Origin of the sequence: Nocardia sp. NPDC060259 (assembly GCF_042728775.1) — a bacterium.
Classification (GTDB): Bacteria; Actinomycetota; Actinomycetes; order Mycobacteriales; family Mycobacteriaceae; genus Nocardia.
This window is the reverse complement of sequence record NZ_JBHXAY010000003.1, coordinates 112028-126975: the sequence shown is the minus strand read 5'-3', so window position 1 is coordinate 126975 and position 14948 is coordinate 112028. Positions and strand designations below refer to the sequence as shown.

At 68.0% G+C, this 14948-nt stretch carries 14 protein-coding genes; 5 read left to right on the top strand and 9 right to left on the bottom strand.

Translation table 11 applies throughout. The annotated features are described in order from the left end of the window. Position 1: 1 nt before the first annotated feature. Entirely contained in the window at positions 2–1654 is a 1653-nt protein-coding gene (locus ACFWF2_RS02630; protein WP_379303855.1) for a molybdopterin-dependent oxidoreductase, read from the bottom strand. 422 nt (positions 1655–2076) lie between these two features. Here ACFWF2_RS02630 and ACFWF2_RS02625 point away from each other — a divergent pair, with 422 nt between their 5' ends. Next, positions 2077–3561 (top strand): DHA2 family efflux MFS transporter permease subunit, encoded by a 1485-nt coding sequence (locus ACFWF2_RS02625; RefSeq protein ID WP_379303853.1) that lies wholly within the window; start codon positions 2077–2079, stop codon positions 3559–3561. A 68-nt stretch (positions 3562–3629) separates the two neighbouring features. Here the strand turns inward: ACFWF2_RS02625 and ACFWF2_RS02620 are convergent, their stop codons facing one another. From ACFWF2_RS02620 to ACFWF2_RS02605, 4 genes are all read right to left on the bottom strand, one after another. Beyond that, positions 3630–5426, bottom strand: coding sequence for an AMP-dependent synthetase/ligase (locus ACFWF2_RS02620; protein ID WP_379303851.1), 1797 nt, complete (start codon positions 5424–5426; stop codon positions 3630–3632). Between the two features lie 92 nt (positions 5427–5518). Beyond that, positions 5519–6472 carry an alpha/beta hydrolase gene (locus tag ACFWF2_RS02615; RefSeq protein ID WP_379303849.1) on the bottom strand — a complete coding sequence of 318 codons (954 nt, stop codon included), beginning with the start codon at positions 6470–6472 and terminating at the stop codon, positions 5519–5521. Between the two features lie 24 nt (positions 6473–6496). After that, positions 6497–7330, bottom strand: coding sequence for an SDR family NAD(P)-dependent oxidoreductase (locus ACFWF2_RS02610; protein ID WP_379303847.1), 834 nt, complete (start codon positions 7328–7330; stop codon positions 6497–6499). Further along, on the bottom strand, positions 7327–8868 hold the full coding sequence (locus ACFWF2_RS02605; RefSeq protein ID WP_379303845.1) for a flavin-containing monooxygenase: 1542 nt from the start codon (positions 8866–8868) through the stop codon (positions 7327–7329). Before ACFWF2_RS02605 ends, ACFWF2_RS02610 begins: the two co-directional genes overlap by 4 nt. Positions 8869–8936: 68 nt before the next feature. Between ACFWF2_RS02605 and ACFWF2_RS02600 the strand changes: the two genes are divergently transcribed. Beyond that, entirely contained in the window at positions 8937–9572 is a 636-nt protein-coding gene (locus tag ACFWF2_RS02600) for a TetR/AcrR family transcriptional regulator (protein ID WP_379303843.1), read from the top strand. 30 nt (positions 9573–9602) lie between these two features. On the opposite strand, the gene ACFWF2_RS02595 is transcribed toward ACFWF2_RS02600, so the two are convergent. Further along, complete coding sequence (locus ACFWF2_RS02595; protein WP_379303841.1) at positions 9603–10187, bottom strand: helix-turn-helix domain-containing protein; 585 nt, start codon at positions 10185–10187, stop codon at positions 9603–9605. Positions 10188–10269: 82 nt separating this feature from the next. Between ACFWF2_RS02595 and ACFWF2_RS02590 the strand changes: the two genes are divergently transcribed. Together ACFWF2_RS02590 and ACFWF2_RS02585 are read left to right on the top strand one after the other, a co-directional pair. Next, positions 10270–11328 carry an NAD(P)/FAD-dependent oxidoreductase gene (locus ACFWF2_RS02590; protein WP_379303839.1) on the top strand — a complete coding sequence of 353 codons (1059 nt, stop codon included), beginning with the start codon at positions 10270–10272 and terminating at the stop codon, positions 11326–11328. Between the two features lie 250 nt (positions 11329–11578). Continuing rightward, on the top strand, positions 11579–12190 hold the full coding sequence (locus ACFWF2_RS02585) for a Uma2 family endonuclease (protein WP_379303837.1): 612 nt from the start codon (positions 11579–11581) through the stop codon (positions 12188–12190). 38 nt (positions 12191–12228) lie between these two features. On the opposite strand, the gene ACFWF2_RS02580 is transcribed toward ACFWF2_RS02585, so the two are convergent. Continuing rightward, complete coding sequence (locus ACFWF2_RS02580; RefSeq protein ID WP_379303835.1) at positions 12229–12783, bottom strand: TetR/AcrR family transcriptional regulator; 555 nt, start codon at positions 12781–12783, stop codon at positions 12229–12231. An 84-nt stretch (positions 12784–12867) separates the two neighbouring features. On the opposite strand from ACFWF2_RS02580, the gene ACFWF2_RS02575 reads away from it, so the two are divergent. Next, positions 12868–13482, top strand: coding sequence for a hypothetical protein (locus ACFWF2_RS02575; protein ID WP_379303833.1), 615 nt, complete (start codon positions 12868–12870; stop codon positions 13480–13482). A 4-nt stretch (positions 13483–13486) separates the two neighbouring features. On the opposite strand, the gene ACFWF2_RS02570 is transcribed toward ACFWF2_RS02575, so the two are convergent. Further along, the gene (locus ACFWF2_RS02570) at positions 13487–13864 is read right to left on the bottom strand and encodes an ADP-ribosylation/crystallin J1 (RefSeq protein WP_379303831.1); all 378 of its coding nucleotides are present in this window, start codon (positions 13862–13864) and stop codon (positions 13487–13489) included. Between the two features lie 57 nt (positions 13865–13921). After that, a complete protein-coding gene (locus ACFWF2_RS02565; RefSeq protein ID WP_379303829.1) occupies positions 13922–14773 on the bottom strand; it encodes a helix-turn-helix transcriptional regulator in 852 nt (283 codons plus the stop codon). Positions 14774–14948: the final 175 nt, after the last annotated feature.

Sequence of the window (14948 nt, the reverse complement as noted above, 5' to 3'; positions counted from 1 at the left end):
GCTACTGCACCTGGATGGTGAGGGTCGGGTAGCCGGTGGCGCCGTCGGGGATGACGTCCTGCTGGAGCGCCGTCTGTGGGATGCCGGTGGTGTCGGTGGTGCGGGCGCGGAGGGTGTGCTGGCCGGGGGTGGCGTCCCAGTCGTAGACCCATTGGCGCCAGGTGTCGATGGAGACCTCGGCGGACAGACGGGCGGGCCTCCAGTCGCCGTTGTCGATCTGGACTTCGACGGCGGTGACGCCGCGGTGCTGGGCCCACGCGACACCGGCGATCGTGGTGCGGCCCTGGGGAATCCGGCCGCGGCCGCGCGGGGTGTCGATGCGGGTACCGGTCTTGATCGGGCCCCGCGCCGACCAGCCGCGGCGGGTCCAGTAGGCGGTGGCCTTGTCGAAGCGGGTGACCTCGAGTTCGGTGACCCATTTGGTGGCCGAGACGTAGCCGTAGAGGCCGGGCACGACCAGCCGGGCGGGGTAGCCGTGCTGGAGCGGGAGCGGTTCGCCGTTCATGCCGATCGCCAGTAGCGCGTCGCGGCCGTCGGTGAGTGCCGCGAGTGGCGTGCCGGCGGTCCAGCCGTCTTCGCTGGTCGAGAGCACCATGTCGGCGTCGGGCAGCGGGCCCGCTTCGGCGAGCAGTTCGTCGAGCCGGTAGCCGAGCCAGCGGGCGTTGCCGATCAGGTCGCCGTTGATCGGGTTGGACACGCAGGCCAGCGTCACCAGCCGTTCGACCGGTACGCGGCGCGCGAGATCGTCCCAGGTGAGGGTGATTTCGCGGTCGACCATGCCGTGGATGCGCAGTGACCACGAGTCTGTGGACAGCTGGGGAACGATCAGGGCGGTGTCGATCCGGTAGAACTCACTGTTCGCGGTGAGATAGGGGGTCAGACCGGGAACCCGCAGCTCGGCATCCGGCGGCAGACCGGGTAGCGGGGTAGCGGGGGCCGGTAGATCGACGGTCGCCCGCTCGGCCGAGACGTCGGTACGCGCCCCGCCGAGCAGTCGTCCCGCCAGCCCGGCACCGACGGCGAACACACCGGTCGCCGCGATCCCGCCGAGCACTCGCCGCCGCCCGCCGCGCACCTGGTCGGCATCCATCTGGTCTGTACCGGCCGGACCGACGCCCGCGCGCTCGGGATCGGTGACCGCGCCATCGGTCCGACCGGTGTCGGCCGGGCCGGCACCCCCGGTCCCCGTGTCGGCTACCCGCTCCGGCCTTCCCGCCGCGTCGGGCGTCTGGACTACTTCGTCGATACGCCGTGCCAGTCCCCGCAACGCGAGAATCCCTGCCGCAGTACCGATCAGCGCGGGCAGTGCCCCGCCGAATCCACCGACCCGGCCCGCCCCGACCACGGCGGCGAGCACCCCGAAGACGCCGAAGGTGATCGACCCGATCGGCCTGCCTTCGCGTTCGAGCGCCCCCGCCAGCCCGGCGACCACTACCGCCACCACCCCCATGCACACGAACAACACGGCCTTGTCGTTCGTCCCGAAGGTCTGGATCGCCCATTCCCGGATCCCGTCCGGCGTGTGGTCGACGACGCTCGCGCCGAGCGCGTACGCGGGCGCACCGCCCGCGCCGGTGAACACCGCGACCAATTCGGCCACCCCGAGCACCAGCGCGGCCGCCACGATCCCGGCCACCACCCGCAAGAACGCCATGGCCCGAGCCTACGTCCGGATTGCCCTGGTAGCCGATGTGCGTACCGCGCCGAGGGTCTTCCACGACGGCGGTGTCTCGCAGGTGACGTCGAAGTGAGCTGTGCGCGAAGGCAATTCGCCGAATCCGAGCACCTCGATCTGCGAGGTGCGAATCACCGGCATCCAGATTCGGCATAGAAATCCGCAGAACTGGGCGGTTTGTTTAGTTCATTGCGTTCTCGCCGCTGGTGGCAGCACGAGCGCCCGGCATGGCGGAACCGCCGATCCGGTGACTCCCGTCACCGAACATCGATCGTCGATGTCGCCGTGAGGTTGACGCCATGCGCGCGACGGATCGGGATAACCGGTGATTCATCTGCGCTCCGAAGGCTCTGCCCGCGCATCCGGGTTTCGCGCCGTCGCCGAGAAGAGGAACCAAAGCCGTGTTGTTCCAACGTAATCCGTGGTGGGCGCTGTGCGCGCTGATCGTCGGATACTTCATGATCCTGATGGACATGACTATCGCCGCCGTCGCCAACCCGGCGATCATGAGCGACCTCGATGCCGATATCACCGAGGTCATCTGGGTGACCAGCGCCTACCTGCTCGGCTTCGCCGTTCCCCTGCTGGCGGCGGGCAGGCTCGGCGACCGGGTCGGGCCCAAATACCTGTATCTGAGCGGTCTTTCGGTGTTCACGCTGGCCTCGCTGTGGTGCGGGCTGTCCACCACCGTCGACATGCTGATCGTGGCGCGTGGCGTCCAGGGCATCGGCGCCGCGCTGCTCGTCCCGCAGACGATGGCGGTGATCGCCCGTATCTTCCCGGCCGAGCAGCGCGGTGCGGCGATGGGTGTCTGGGGCGGCGCGGCCGGTCTGGCGACCCTGGTCGGCCCGCTGCTCGGCGGTGTCCTGGTGGACAGCCTCGGCTGGCAGTGGATCTTCTTCCTCAATATCCCGGTCGGCATCGTCGCGCTGGCGCTGGGCGCCTGGCTGCTGCCCGTCCTGCCGACCGGCATGCGCCGCTTCGACCTGGTCGGCGTGCTGCTCAGCGGCATCGGTCTGTTCCTGCTGGTGTACGGCATCCAGGAGGGCGAACACCAGAACTGGTCGGCCCAGGTGTGGCTGCTCATCGGCGGCGGACTGGCGACGATGGTCGTGTTCGTCGCGCACCAGGCGCAGGCCGACGGGGAGCCACTGCTGCCGCTGAGCCTGTTCCGGGACCGCAATTTCGCGCTGTCGAGCCTGGCCGTCGGGGCGATGGGCGTGGGGTTCAACGCGGCGATGGTCCCCGCCTACTTCTACTTCCAGGGGGTCCGCGGGCTCTCGCCCACCGCGGCGGCGCTGGTCCTCGCGCCGATGGCGCTGGGCACCGTGGTCTGCGCGCCCCTGGCCGGCCGTTTCTCCGCGCGGCTGCACCCGGCGGTCCTGCCCGGCGTCGGTTTCGCGTTGCTCGCGAGCGTCATCGGCGGGCTGGCGCTGCTGGTGGCCGACCCGGATGCCCCGCTGGCGGTCTTCGCGGTGATCGCGGCCTTCGGCGGGGTGGCCAACGGCTGCATCTGGGCGCCGCTGCCCGCCATCGCCACCAGGAACCTGCCCGCGCACCAGTCCGGGGCGGGGTCCGGTGTCTACAGCACCACCCGTCAGTTGGGCGCGGTGCTCGGCAGCGCGGCCATCGCCGCCTTGATCGCGGCGCGACTGTCGGCGCACGGTTTCGACGGCGAGGCGGATGTGCACGGCGCGGTGACCGGTGCCGTGCCACAGGCGCTGCGCGCCGCGTTCAGTGCCGCGATGAGCGAGGCGATGTACCTGCCCGGGCTCGCCCTGCTGGCCGGGGTGATCGCCTCGATGCTGTTCGTGCGCAACCGCCCGGAGCCACTGCCCGCTCCGGCCACCGTGCCCGCCCGGGATCCCGAACTCGTCTCGCTGTGACCCGGAAACGCGACACGGCCGGTCGCCCTGGCGGGCAACCGGCCGTGTCGGCGGTACGAACTATTCGATCACGAGTAGATCTTGTCGACCTCGCCCGCGTACTGCTTCATGACGACGGCGCGCTTGAGCGACATCTTCGGGGTGAGCTCGCCACCCTCCTGGGTCCAGTCGACCGGGAGGATGCGGATCTTCTTGATCGCCTCGGCCTTGGAGACCTTCTTGTTGGTCTCGTCGATCGCGGCCTGTACCTCGGCGACCAGCGCCGGGTTCTCGATCAGGGCCTCGATCGCGGTGTCGGCGGCGACGCCGTTGCGGTCCTTCCAGCCCGGCAGCGCCTCCGGGTCGAGGGTGATCAGCGCGCCGATGAACGGCTGACCGTCACCGACGACCATGACCTGGCTGATCAGCGGGTGCGCGCGCAGGGAGTCCTCGAGCACGGCGGGGGAGACGTTCTTGCCGCCCGCGGTGACCAGGATTTCCTTCTTGCGGCCGGTGATGGTGACGAAGCCGTCGGCGTCGATGGCGCCGAGGTCGCCGGTCTTGAACCAGCCGTCCTCGAACGCTTCCTCGGTGGCCTCGGCGTTGCCCCAGTAGCCGCCGAACACGACCGAACCCTTGAGCAGCAGCTCGCCGTCCTCGGCGATCTTGGCCGCGTGGCCCTGGATCGGGCGACCGACCGAGCCGACCCGGATGAACTGCGGGGTGTTGACGGTGAACGCGGCGGTGGACTCGGTCAGGCCGTAGCCCTCGTAGATCGTGACGCCGGCGCCACGGAAGAAGTGGCCCAGGCGCGCGCCCAGCGGGCCGCCACCGGAGACCGCGGCCAGGCACTGCCCGCCCAGGGCCGCCCGCAGCTTGCTGTAGACCAGCTTGTCGAAGACGAAGTGCTTGAGCTTGAGCAGCAGGTCGGGGCCGCCCTTGGTCTCGAGCGCCGTGCTGTAGGCGATGGCGGTCTCGGCCGCGGCGTCGAAGATCTTGCCCTTGCCGCCGTCGTGCGCCTTCTGCTTGGCGGAGTTGAACACCTTCTCGAACACGCGCGGCACCGAGAGGATGAAGTCCGGCTTGAACTCACCGAACTGCTCGACCAGGGTCGTCCAGTCCGAGCTGTGGCGGACGGTCACCTTGGAATCGAAGGCGATCAGCGCGACCGCGCGGGCGAACACGTGCGCCAGCGGCAGGAACAGCAGGGTCTTCTGGCCCTCGGAGACGAAGGCGGACAGCTCGATGCCGCCCGAACGCGACTCGGCCCACAGGTTCGCGTGGGTCAGCTGCACGCCCTTGGGGCGGCCGGTGGTGCCCGAGGTGTAGATCAGGGTGGCCGGGGAGGCCGAGCCGACCTGCTTGCGGCGCGCGTGCACGACCTCGTCGTCGAGATCGGCGCCACGCTTGGTCAGCTCGTCGACCGCGCCCTTGTCGATCTGCAGGGTCTCGGCCAGCGCGGGCAGCGAGCCGGCTTCGATCTCGTCGATCGTGGCGCGGTGCTTGTCGTTCTCGACGACCAGCAGCTTGGTCGCGGAGTCCTGCAGGATCCACTTGGCCTGCTCGGCGGCCGAGCTGTCGTAGATCGCGACGGTCACGCCACCGGCGGCCCAGATCGCGAAGTCCAGCAGCGACCACTCGTAGCGGGTGGCCGCCATGATGGCGACGCGGTCGCCCAGTTCGATGCCCGAGGCGATCAGGCCCTTGGCGACGCCGGTGACGGCCTTCTCGAACTGTGCCGCCGTCACGTCGTTCCAGCCGCCGCTGCCGTTCGGGACGTTGAACAACACCGTGTTCGGCGTCTCTTTGCCGAAGCGGAAGACGTTGTCGGAATTGTTCGCATCGTCCGGGATGGTGTAGGAAGCCGGAACTTCGAACTCTCGCATCTGTGCCCTTCCAGTGGGTTCTACTCGCCAGTAATCTACGACACGTTCGCGTGGGCCGCGATATCGCCGCCCGAATTGCCCGTCACCAGGCTTTATCGTAAATCGTCGATCGATACCGGCTGAATTGCTTCTCGCAGGAATTCTGCGAGTTCGCTGAGTGCCAGCGCTGCCTCGGTGACCAGCGCGGCCTGCAGTTGCGCGACGTGCCAGAGGCCGCGGGTTTCGGTGAAGCGGACATGCACACCCGCCCCACGCAGGGCTGAAACGAGCTGGCAACACTGATCGTGCAATAGTTCGCTCACATCGGCCTGCACGTAGGTGGGAGGCAGGCCGAGCAGGTTTCCGGTGAGCGGGGCGTAGCCCGCATCGGTTGCGGCGCCGTCGCCGAGGTAGTAGGCGGCGCACGCTTGCGACCACGCCCGGTTGATCACCAGGTCGCGGGCTTTGGCGGGCACCTGGGTCGGGTCGACCCAGGGTGCGATCAGGCCGAGGGCAGCAGGCGTCATCGCGTGCTTGTCGATCAGCCGCTGGGCCAGCGCCAGCGCCAGGCCGCCGCCCGCCGAGTCACCGGCCAGGCAGATCTGGTCGGGCCGGTAACCGACGTTGTGCACCAGATCCAGGAACGCGGCCTCGGCGTCGTCGAGGCCGGCCGGGAGCGGGTGTTCGGGCGCGAGCCGGTAGTCCAGCGCGTAGACCGCGCACGAGGTCTCCTGCGCCAGGTGCGCCACCAGCGAGCGGTGCGTGGTCAGCGAGCCGACCACGTAGCCGCCGCCGTGCAGGTACAGGATCGCGCCGGCGGCACGCTCCGGCGGGACAGCCCGGGTACGCGAACCCGGGATCGCGGTCTCCGCGATGACCCGCTCGGCCGGGCGGCCCCCCAGCTGCAGGTGCTGCACGACGGAACCGTCGGGCACCAGCTGCAGCAGGGAGACCGCGTCGAGCAGAGCGCGCTGCACCGCCACCGGCAGCCGCGCGTTGAGCGTGACCCGGAAGACCGGGTCGAGCAACACACGGGCGATCGGCAGCGGAATCTTGAACTCGCGCATGGCGTTACCTGAATTTCGCTCGGGTCAGTGCGGCATGAAACGGCCGTTGACCACGGCCGAGATCCGGCTGTAGCCCGAGGCCAGGAAGCGCACGCTCACGTCGAGCATCTTGGCCTCCCAGCCGATCAGCACGCGGGCGTGACCCTTGCGCACACCCTCGGTGATGGTCTGCGCGGCCATCTCCGGGGTGTGGATCGCCAGGTACTTGTCGAACAGCGAGGCGGCGGTAGCGCCGTCCATGCCCTCGGCGTAGGTGGCGTTGCGCGCGACGGCGGTCTTGATGCCGCCGGGGTGCACACAGGTGACCTTGACCGGCGCCTTGGAAATCCGCATCTCCTGGTACAGCGCCTCGGTGAAGCCGCGGACCGCGAACTTGGCCGAGTTGTAGGCCGCCTGGCCGGGCACGGCGACCAGGCCGAACAGCGAGGACACGTTGATCACGTGGCCGTCGCCGGACTCGATCAGCATCGGCAGGAACGCCTTGGTGCCGTTGACGACGCCCCAGAAGTCGACATCCATGATGCGTTCGATGTCTTTGAACTCGGTCTTGATGACATCACCGTGGTAGGCGATACCGGCGTTGTTGTAGATCTGGTGCACGACGCCGAAGTGCGCCTTCACCGAATCGGCGTAGACCAGGAAGGACTCGCGCTCGGCGACGTTGAGCCGGTCGGACTTGACCTGCGCGCCCAGTCCCTCGACGATGCGCACGGTCTCGGCAAGGCCCTCGGCGTCGATGTCGGACAGCGCCAGCTTGGCGCCGCGGCGGGCCAGGTTCTCGGCCAGCGCGCGGCCGATGCCGGACCCGGCACCCGTGATCACACAGACTTTGTTCGTGAAGTAAGCATCATTGCTCACTGTGCTGCCACCACTTTCAGTTCGGTGTCGGAGTCGGTCGAAGCAGTCGTGTCGTAGGCCGCGACGTCGAAATTCTTGGTCAGCCTACGGAACTGGAAGGTGAAATCGGGCCACAGTGTGGTGTTGTTGCCGTGCTTGTCCAGGTACCAGCTGGCACAGCCGCCGTTCATCCAGACGCTGTCGGCCATCTTCGCCTGCAGTTCGGTGTTGTACGCGCGCACGGCCTCGGGGCGGACCTCGACGGTGCGCAGGTTCTGCCTATCGATGGTAGCCAGCGCGTCGGCGACGTAGTTGATCTGCGATTCGATCATGAACACCATCGAGGTGTGGCCGAGGCCGACGTTCGGGCCGAGCAGGAAGAACATGTTCGGGAAGTTCTCGATGGTCGAGCCCTTGTAGCCGCGCTGGCCGACCTCGTCGAACTGCTCGGACAGGGTCTGCCCGGCGCGGCCGGTGATGGTCTCGAAGGCGGGGGAGTCGGTGACGTGGAAGCCGGTCGCCACGATCAGCGCGTCGATCTCGCGCTCGGTGCCGTCCTTGGTGACGATCGAGCCTGCCCTGACCTCGGCGATGCCGTCGGTGACCACCTCGACATTGTCGCGGTCGATCGCCGGGTAGTACTCGTTGGAGATCAGCATGCGCTTGCAGCCGATGCGGTAGTTCGGGGTGACCTTGGCGCGCTTGACCGGGTCTCGGACCTCGGCCAGCAGCTTGCCGCGCGAGATCGTCTCGAAGATCTTCATCAGCGCGGGGTACTTGGCCAGGCCGACGACCTGGGTCTCGCGGGCGGCGTAGATGGCCGCGCGGGACAGTCGCTGCACGCCCGGAATGTACTTGAACGCCAGGCGTTCCGGCAGCAGGTACGGGCGATCCATGCGCGGCAGCAGCCACGGCGCGGTGCGCTGGTACAGGTCGAGGTGGGCGACCTTGCCTGCGATGGCAGGCACGATCTGGATGGCCGAGGCGCCGGTGCCGATCACGGCGACCCGCTTGCCCGCGAGCTCGACGTCGTGGTCCCAGCGGGCCGAGTGGAAGATCTCGCCCTCGAACTCGTTGATGCCCTTGATGTCGGGCAGCGACGGCTCGCACAGGGCGCCGACCGCGGAGACCACGGTCTCGGCGGTGAAGTCGCCCTTGCTGGTGGTGATGTCCCAGCGGGCGGTCTCGGCGTTCCAGCGCATGCCGAGCACGTCGCAGTCGAACAGATGCTTGTCGAGCACGTTGTTCTGCTCGGCGACGCCACGGATGTAGGCCTGGATCTCGCCCTGCTTGGAGAACGAGCGCGACCAGTCGGGGTTCAGCGCGAACGAGTAGGAGTACAGGTGCGATGGCACGTCGCAGGCGGCACCGGGGTAGGTGTTGTCCCGCCAGGTGCCGCCGACATCGCTGCCGCGCTCGAGGACGAGGAAATCATCGCGACCCTGCTGATGCAGCCGGATGGCCATACCGAGGCCCGCGAACCCACTGCCGACGATGATCGTCTTGACGTGGCGGACGGCGCGGTTGGCGACGGCTTTGTCTGTAACCTTGCGACTCATGTAAGGCAGACTACGTCCCTATTGAGCCGGAGTCAACAGCTATTGAGCTGAGTTCAGTAGTGGCTAGGATGGTTGATGTGAGTATCAGGAGTTCGGGAGCGACCAAGCGTGTGCGGCTCAGCCCCGAGGAACGTCGGCTACAGCTGATCACCCTCGGCGCCGAGATGCTGGCCGAGCGGTCGCTCGAGGACATCTCGGTCGACGACATCGCCAAGCAGGCCGGCATCTCGCGCGGACTGCTGTTCCACTACTTCGCCTCCAAGCAGGAGTTCCACGAGGCCATCGCGCGGTATGTGATCGAGGAGTTCTACACCGCGATCGCGCCGAATCGCGAACTGTCCCTGTTCGACATGCTCCGCGACTCCATCGAGCGCTTCGTCGACTACGTCACCGAACGCTCGGCGTCCTACCGCTCCGTCCTGCGCGGACCGGCGAGCGTCACCCCCGAAATGTCGGGCTACGTCGACAGCACCCGCTCCATCATCGCCGACCTCATCGTCAGCGAGCTCCCGCTGCCCCCGGCCGACCCGGACCTGGCCCGGCTCACCCTCGCCATCCGAGGCTGGATCGCCTTCGTCGAGGAAACCATCCTCACGTGGATGATCGAAAAGCCGGTCACCCGAGAACAATTGGTCGACCTGCTGGTGGAATCGCTTCCCGCACTGGCATTGAGCCCCGCGCTGATCGCCGCGTTGCAGAGCTGAGCCGCCGCCGTTCGGTTCTGTCGGCCGCGATCAGTCGGAGTTCTTGGGGCGGGCGCGGAGGTGGGCGCGTTCGCCCTGTTTGCCGAAGAGGCTGAGGAATTCGACGGGGTGGTCGTCGGCGGAGCCGAACCAGTGCGGGATGTGGGTGTCGAATTCGGCGGCTTCGCCGGGGGTGAGGACGATGTCGTTGTCGCCGAGGATCAGGCGCAGGCGGCCGTTGAGGACGTAGAGCCATTCGTAGCCCTCGTGGACCTGGGGTTCGTCCGGGCGGTTGCGGGCGTTGGGGGCGATGATCATCTTGAAGGCTTGGATGCCGCCGGCGCGTTTGGTCAGCGGCAGCATCGTCATGCCGTGGCGGGTGATCGGGCGCAGGTGAATGCGCGGGTCGCCGGTGGGTGGGGCGTCGACGAGTTCGTCGAGGGTCACGCCGTGTGCCTTGGCCAGGGGAAGCAGTAGTTCGAGGGTGGGTTTGCGGTCGCCGGATTCCAGGCGCGACAGGGTGCTGACCGAGATGCCGGTCTCGGCCGACAGGTCGGCCAGGGTGGTCCGGCGCTGTTTGCGCAGGGAGCGGAGCCGGGGGCCGACCGATCCCAGGGTCTCTTCGAGGTCGTCCATGGCTACCAGTTTGCCATGTCAGCAAGAAAAATTGCCACTTGTTCGAGTGCTGGTGCACGGTGGTCGCCGAAGGAGGCTTCAGATGACAGAGTTGAACGACACCTACGACGTGGTGGTCCTCGGCGGCGGCGCGGCCGGGCTGAACGGGGCGCTCATGCTGGCCCGCTCGCGGCGCTCGGTCGCCGTGATCGACGGTGGGTCGCCGCGCAACGCACCGGCCGACGGTGTGCACGGTTTGCTGGCGCGGGAAGGGATGCCGCCGCTGGAACTGCTCGAGCGGGGGCGCGCCGAGGTGCGCGGGTACGGCGGGCATGTGGTGTCCGGGCAGGTGGTCACGGTCGAGCGCCGATCGAGCGCCACGGAATCCGCAGTGGGAGTGGATGATTCGATCATGGCCACCGGATCCTCGGCCGCGGTGGGAAGCTCGGACGGCGCAGGTCACGAATTCCTGGTGACACTGGCCGACGGACGCGTGGTGGCGGCGCGCCGGATTCTCGTCGCGACCGGCCTCGCCGACGAACTGCCCGAGGTCGCGGGCCTGCGCGAACGCTGGGGCAACGAGGTCCTGCACTGCCCCTATTGCCACGGCTGGGAAGTGCGTGACCAGCGCATCGGCATCCTGGCGAGCGGCCCGATGTCGGTGCACCAGGCCCTGCTGTTCAGTCAGCTGAGCGACGACATCGTGTTCCTGACCCACACGGCCGCCCCGCTGAGCGTCGAGGACGCGGAAAAGCTTGCCGCCCGCGGCATTCGGATCGTCGACGGCGAGGTCGTCGAAGTACTGGCGACCGACAAGCTCACCGGCGTCCGCCTGGCCGACGGCACCGTCCTCGACCGCGACGCCCTCGTCGTCGGCCCACGCATGAACACCAGGGCCACCTTCCTCACCGACCTCGGTCTTACCCCGGAGCCGCACCCCTCCGGCATGGGCGATCACATCCCCGCCGACCCGGTCGGCCGCACCGCGGTCCCCGGCGTCTGGATCGCAGGCAACGCCACCGACCCGTCCGCCCAGGTCGGTGCCGCCGCCGCGGCAGGCGCGATGGCGGGTGCGCAGATCAACGCCGAACTGGTCATGGCCGACACCGAACGAGCCGTCGTCGCGCACCGGGCCGCTCGGGGTGCCGAGCTCACCGTCTGACTGCACAGCCTCAGGCACCCGGCCGTCGTCGCGACCGGGTGCCCGCTACGGCGAGCATCAAACCCGCTGGCGAACAACGATTGTCGTACGCCGACCGTGCCCGTGGTGATGGTCGGTCGTAGAGCTGGAGCGGATAGTCCGGCCGCCTCGACAGTCGGCGTGATCGCTGATCGTCTGCGAGGGTGGCGGTCAGTGGTCACGTGCCATAATGGCGAGGTCAGACGATCGCCGTGCGACGAGCGAGGGACCCATGACTGCGGATCCGATGCCATCGGGGGAGCGAGCTCCGTTGAGCTGGCCGGTGCCGCCACCGCGGGGGTATTTCGCCGAAGACCTGGATCATCTGAGTGAACTGCCGCCGCACACTCAGCTGATCGACGGGAGCCTGGTCTTCGTGAGTCCGCAGATGCGATTCCACCTGCTCGTCGTCACGTTCCTCCATGTGCAATTGATGCGGCAGGCTCCGGAGGGCTTCGACAGCATTCGTGAGATGACGGTGACGCTCGGCTCTCGTCAGCGACCTGAACCCGACGTTATGGTCGTCGATTCGGTGGGCGTCACGGGCTTGGATCAGACGACATTCCGTCCGGAGGATGTCGTGCTGGCGATTGAAGTCGTCTCACCGGACTCGCTCGAACGCGATCGTCATCGCAAACCGCAGCTCTATGCCGAGGCGGGTATTCCGTACTTCTGGCGCGTCGAGAATGTAGACGGGCGCGCGGTCGTCTACGCCTATGAACTCGATCCGGCTACGCAGAAGTACACCACCGTGGGCATCCATCACGATCGACTGAAGGTCGCACTGCCGTTCGACCTCGACCTCGATCTGACCCGGGCAACAGATCCGAAAGGGTCTGTCTGATCGGCTCGTGCCAGGGGCGTCGTCGACTCGCGCGAACGTCATTTCTCCTGTGCGAGAACGCCGTCGATCGCGGATGTCAGCAGTGTGCCTGCGTCCGCTGCGGGGAGTTGACCGAGGGTGACGTGTAGGGCCAGGCCGTCGAGGAGGGCGAGCAGGGTGTTGGCCGCGGTCGTGGGGTCGGGATGGTCGGGGAGCATGCCGGCGATGTGGTCGCGGAAGGCTCGGCCGTTGGTGGCCATGGTTTCGGCGATCTGGGGGCGTACGGAGGCGAACGCGAGGTAGCCGATCAGGGTGCGGGAGTCGGCGGCCGAGTCGGGGTCGGTGGGGAGCAACGCGGTCAGGATGTGGTGCAGGTCGGGATCTGGGCCCGCGGCGGCGATGCGGGTGGCGATCCGGTCGGCGATAGTGCTCGCCGCGAACTCCATCATCGCGTCCTTGCTGGGGAAATAGTGCTGCACCTGGCCGGGGGAGACGCCTGCCTCGGCGGCGACGTGGCGCAGGCTGATCGCCTCCAGGCCGTCGCGCGCGAGCAGCCGCATCACGGCGTCGCTGATCGTCGCCCTGCGTGAGCTGTGGTCCACCCGTTTCGGCATCCGCCCATCTTTTCACAATGCAGTTGTATTGCCATAGCGGCCTCGCACTCTTTACAATGCAGTTGTATTGCAAAGGAGGGCATCATGCGCCCGATCATGCGGCTCGGACGCTGTTTCGTCCGGCTCGAAATCGACATCTGGGTGAGCCTGGCCAGGGCAGTCGCCCGCAGGCCGGATACCGCGGACGGCACGCCGATTCGGTACGCGGGTGCCGTCTCGGCCGTCATCTGGGCGTTCATCGTGGTCAGCGCGGTGGAGATTCCCGCGGTGCACCTGATCATCCCGTGGCCACCCGTGCGGCTCGCCGCGCTGGCACTGGGCGTCTGGGGATTGTTCTGGATGCTCGGCATGCTCGCCGCGCACCACATGTACCCCCACGTCCTCACTCCGGACCGACTCCGGATCCGCTACCTGCGCCGCACCGAACTAGACATCCCGCTCGCCACCGTCCGCAACGTGCGCAACGATCTGCGCGCCTACGACGGTTCGAAGTCGTTGCAGCTCATCGGCAACGACACCCTCGCCCTCCCCGTCGGCAGCTCCACGAATGTCCGGGTGGACCTGACCGCGCCGCAGACCTTCACTACCCCGCAGGGTGACTACACGGTGCGTACCGTCGCCTTCTGGGCCGACGATCCGCGGGCGGCGGTCGCGGCGATCCGGGCGGCGGCGCCGAATGAACGCACCGGCGCCGCCTGACCCGTCAGATGCCGGGAACCGGTGCGTCGTCCGGGAAGCGGCGCACCACCTCGATCGTGCCGACGATGTGGCGGTTGAACTCGGCGAGATCCGCAGCGGGAATCCAATATTCGAGAATGTCGCGACCACCGGCCTGCTGCACGTCGTAGTTGTCCAGATAGTCGGTGCGCACGTCGAACCGCGTCACATAACCCGCGCCGGACGCGGGCACGTTCCAGTCGCGGGCGATCAGCACCGCGTAGGCCTCGTTCAGCACCGGGTAGAAAATCGGCTGGTCGGGCAGGCGCGGTGGCCAGGCGCGCCATCCTAATTCGGCGACCAGCGCCAGCTCTTCGGGGCCCGTCGGCCGCCACAGGGTCGTGGTGCGCGGTGCGGTGATCATCGGTCCTCCTTTTCGAGGAAGGCACCGTAACCAGGTGGTATGCGTCGGGTCCAGTGGTTATTCCGTTGGGGCCACGAAGGTTTCGAGGCCGGTGACGCGGAGTAGGTCGAGGGCGGTGGCGGTGGGGGTGTTCGGGGGCGCGGAGTAGATGATGACGGTCTGGTCGGTGTCGGGGACGTGCATGGCGTCGCAGTCGAGGGTGAGCGTGCCCAGGTGTGGATGGGCGATCTTCTTGGTGAGGCTGTGCATGACGCTGGAGCGGCCCGCCTGCCAGTGCGCCTCGAATTCGGCACTGCCGGTGCGGAGTTCGGTGAGCAATCGGGTCAGGTCGGGGTCGTCGGGATAGGCGGCCTTGACCGCGCGCAGGCAGCCGACGCAGGCGGCGGCATTGCTGTCGGCCTCCTCGGGCGTCATGACGACGCGGCCCATGCCGGTGCCGAGGAAGCGCTGCCACATGATGTTGCGCCGGCCGGGCGGGATCGCGGAGAAATCGCCGAGCAGGGCCGCCGACAGGGGATTCCACGCGAGGATGTCGGACTTGGCGGAGAGCACGAGCACCGGCAGGTCGGCCAGTCGATCCAGCAGCCGCTGCACGCTCGGGCGGATGACCAGCGGAATGCGCCCGGCCTGCGGCGGTTCGGATCCGGCGAGCCGATAGACCAGATCACGGTCGACATCGGTGAGCCGCAGCGCCCTGCTCAGCGCGCCGAGCACCTGATCGGACGGCTTCGGCCCGCGCCCCTGCTCCAAGCGCACGATGTAGTCGACACTCACCCCGGCCAGACTCGCCACTTCCTCGCGCCGCAACCCGGGCACCTGCCTGCGTGATCCGGCGGGCAGACCCGCGTCGGCGGGGGTGAGCCGAGATCGCGCGCTGCGCAGGACGGTCGCCAATTCCGCTCTGTCCATGTGCTCCATGGTGCCGCAGGTCCTCGGGCGCGGGGTGGAACCGCGAATCCCATCCGGTGCTGCCTGTGTCGCAGACCATATCGCTGGATCTATACGGATACGTATAAATAGCCGATATGCTGTGACTTATACGGTGCCGTATAGATATGAGGGGTTCGTGATGGAGCGACAGGGC

Coding starts and splice junctions, on each gene's coding strand:
- ACFWF2_RS02570 (WP_379303831.1), bottom strand. CDS start 13,864: ATGATCACCGCACCGCGCACCACGACCCTGTGGCGGCCGACGGGCCCC.
- ACFWF2_RS02605 (WP_379303845.1), bottom strand. CDS start 8,868: ATGAGTCGCAAGGTTACAGACAAAGCCGTCGCCAACCGCGCCGTCCGC.
- ACFWF2_RS02600 (WP_379303843.1), top strand. CDS start 8,937: ATGGTTGATGTGAGTATCAGGAGTTCGGGAGCGACCAAGCGTGTGCGG.
- ACFWF2_RS02590 (WP_379303839.1), top strand. CDS start 10,270: ATGACAGAGTTGAACGACACCTACGACGTGGTGGTCCTCGGCGGCGGC.
- ACFWF2_RS02565 (WP_379303829.1), bottom strand. CDS start 14,773: ATGGACAGAGCGGAATTGGCGACCGTCCTGCGCAGCGCGCGATCTCGG.
- ACFWF2_RS02615 (WP_379303849.1), bottom strand. CDS start 6,472: ATGCGCGAGTTCAAGATTCCGCTGCCGATCGCCCGTGTGTTGCTCGAC.
- ACFWF2_RS02575 (WP_379303833.1), top strand. CDS start 12,868: ATGCGCCCGATCATGCGGCTCGGACGCTGTTTCGTCCGGCTCGAAATC.
- ACFWF2_RS02595 (WP_379303841.1), bottom strand. CDS start 10,187: ATGGACGACCTCGAAGAGACCCTGGGATCGGTCGGCCCCCGGCTCCGC.
- ACFWF2_RS02620 (WP_379303851.1), bottom strand. CDS start 5,426: ATGCGAGAGTTCGAAGTTCCGGCTTCCTACACCATCCCGGACGATGCG.
- ACFWF2_RS02585 (WP_379303837.1), top strand. CDS start 11,579: ATGACTGCGGATCCGATGCCATCGGGGGAGCGAGCTCCGTTGAGCTGG.
- ACFWF2_RS02630 (WP_379303855.1), bottom strand. CDS start 1,654: ATGGCGTTCTTGCGGGTGGTGGCCGGGATCGTGGCGGCCGCGCTGGTG.
- ACFWF2_RS02580 (WP_379303835.1), bottom strand. CDS start 12,783: ATGCCGAAACGGGTGGACCACAGCTCACGCAGGGCGACGATCAGCGAC.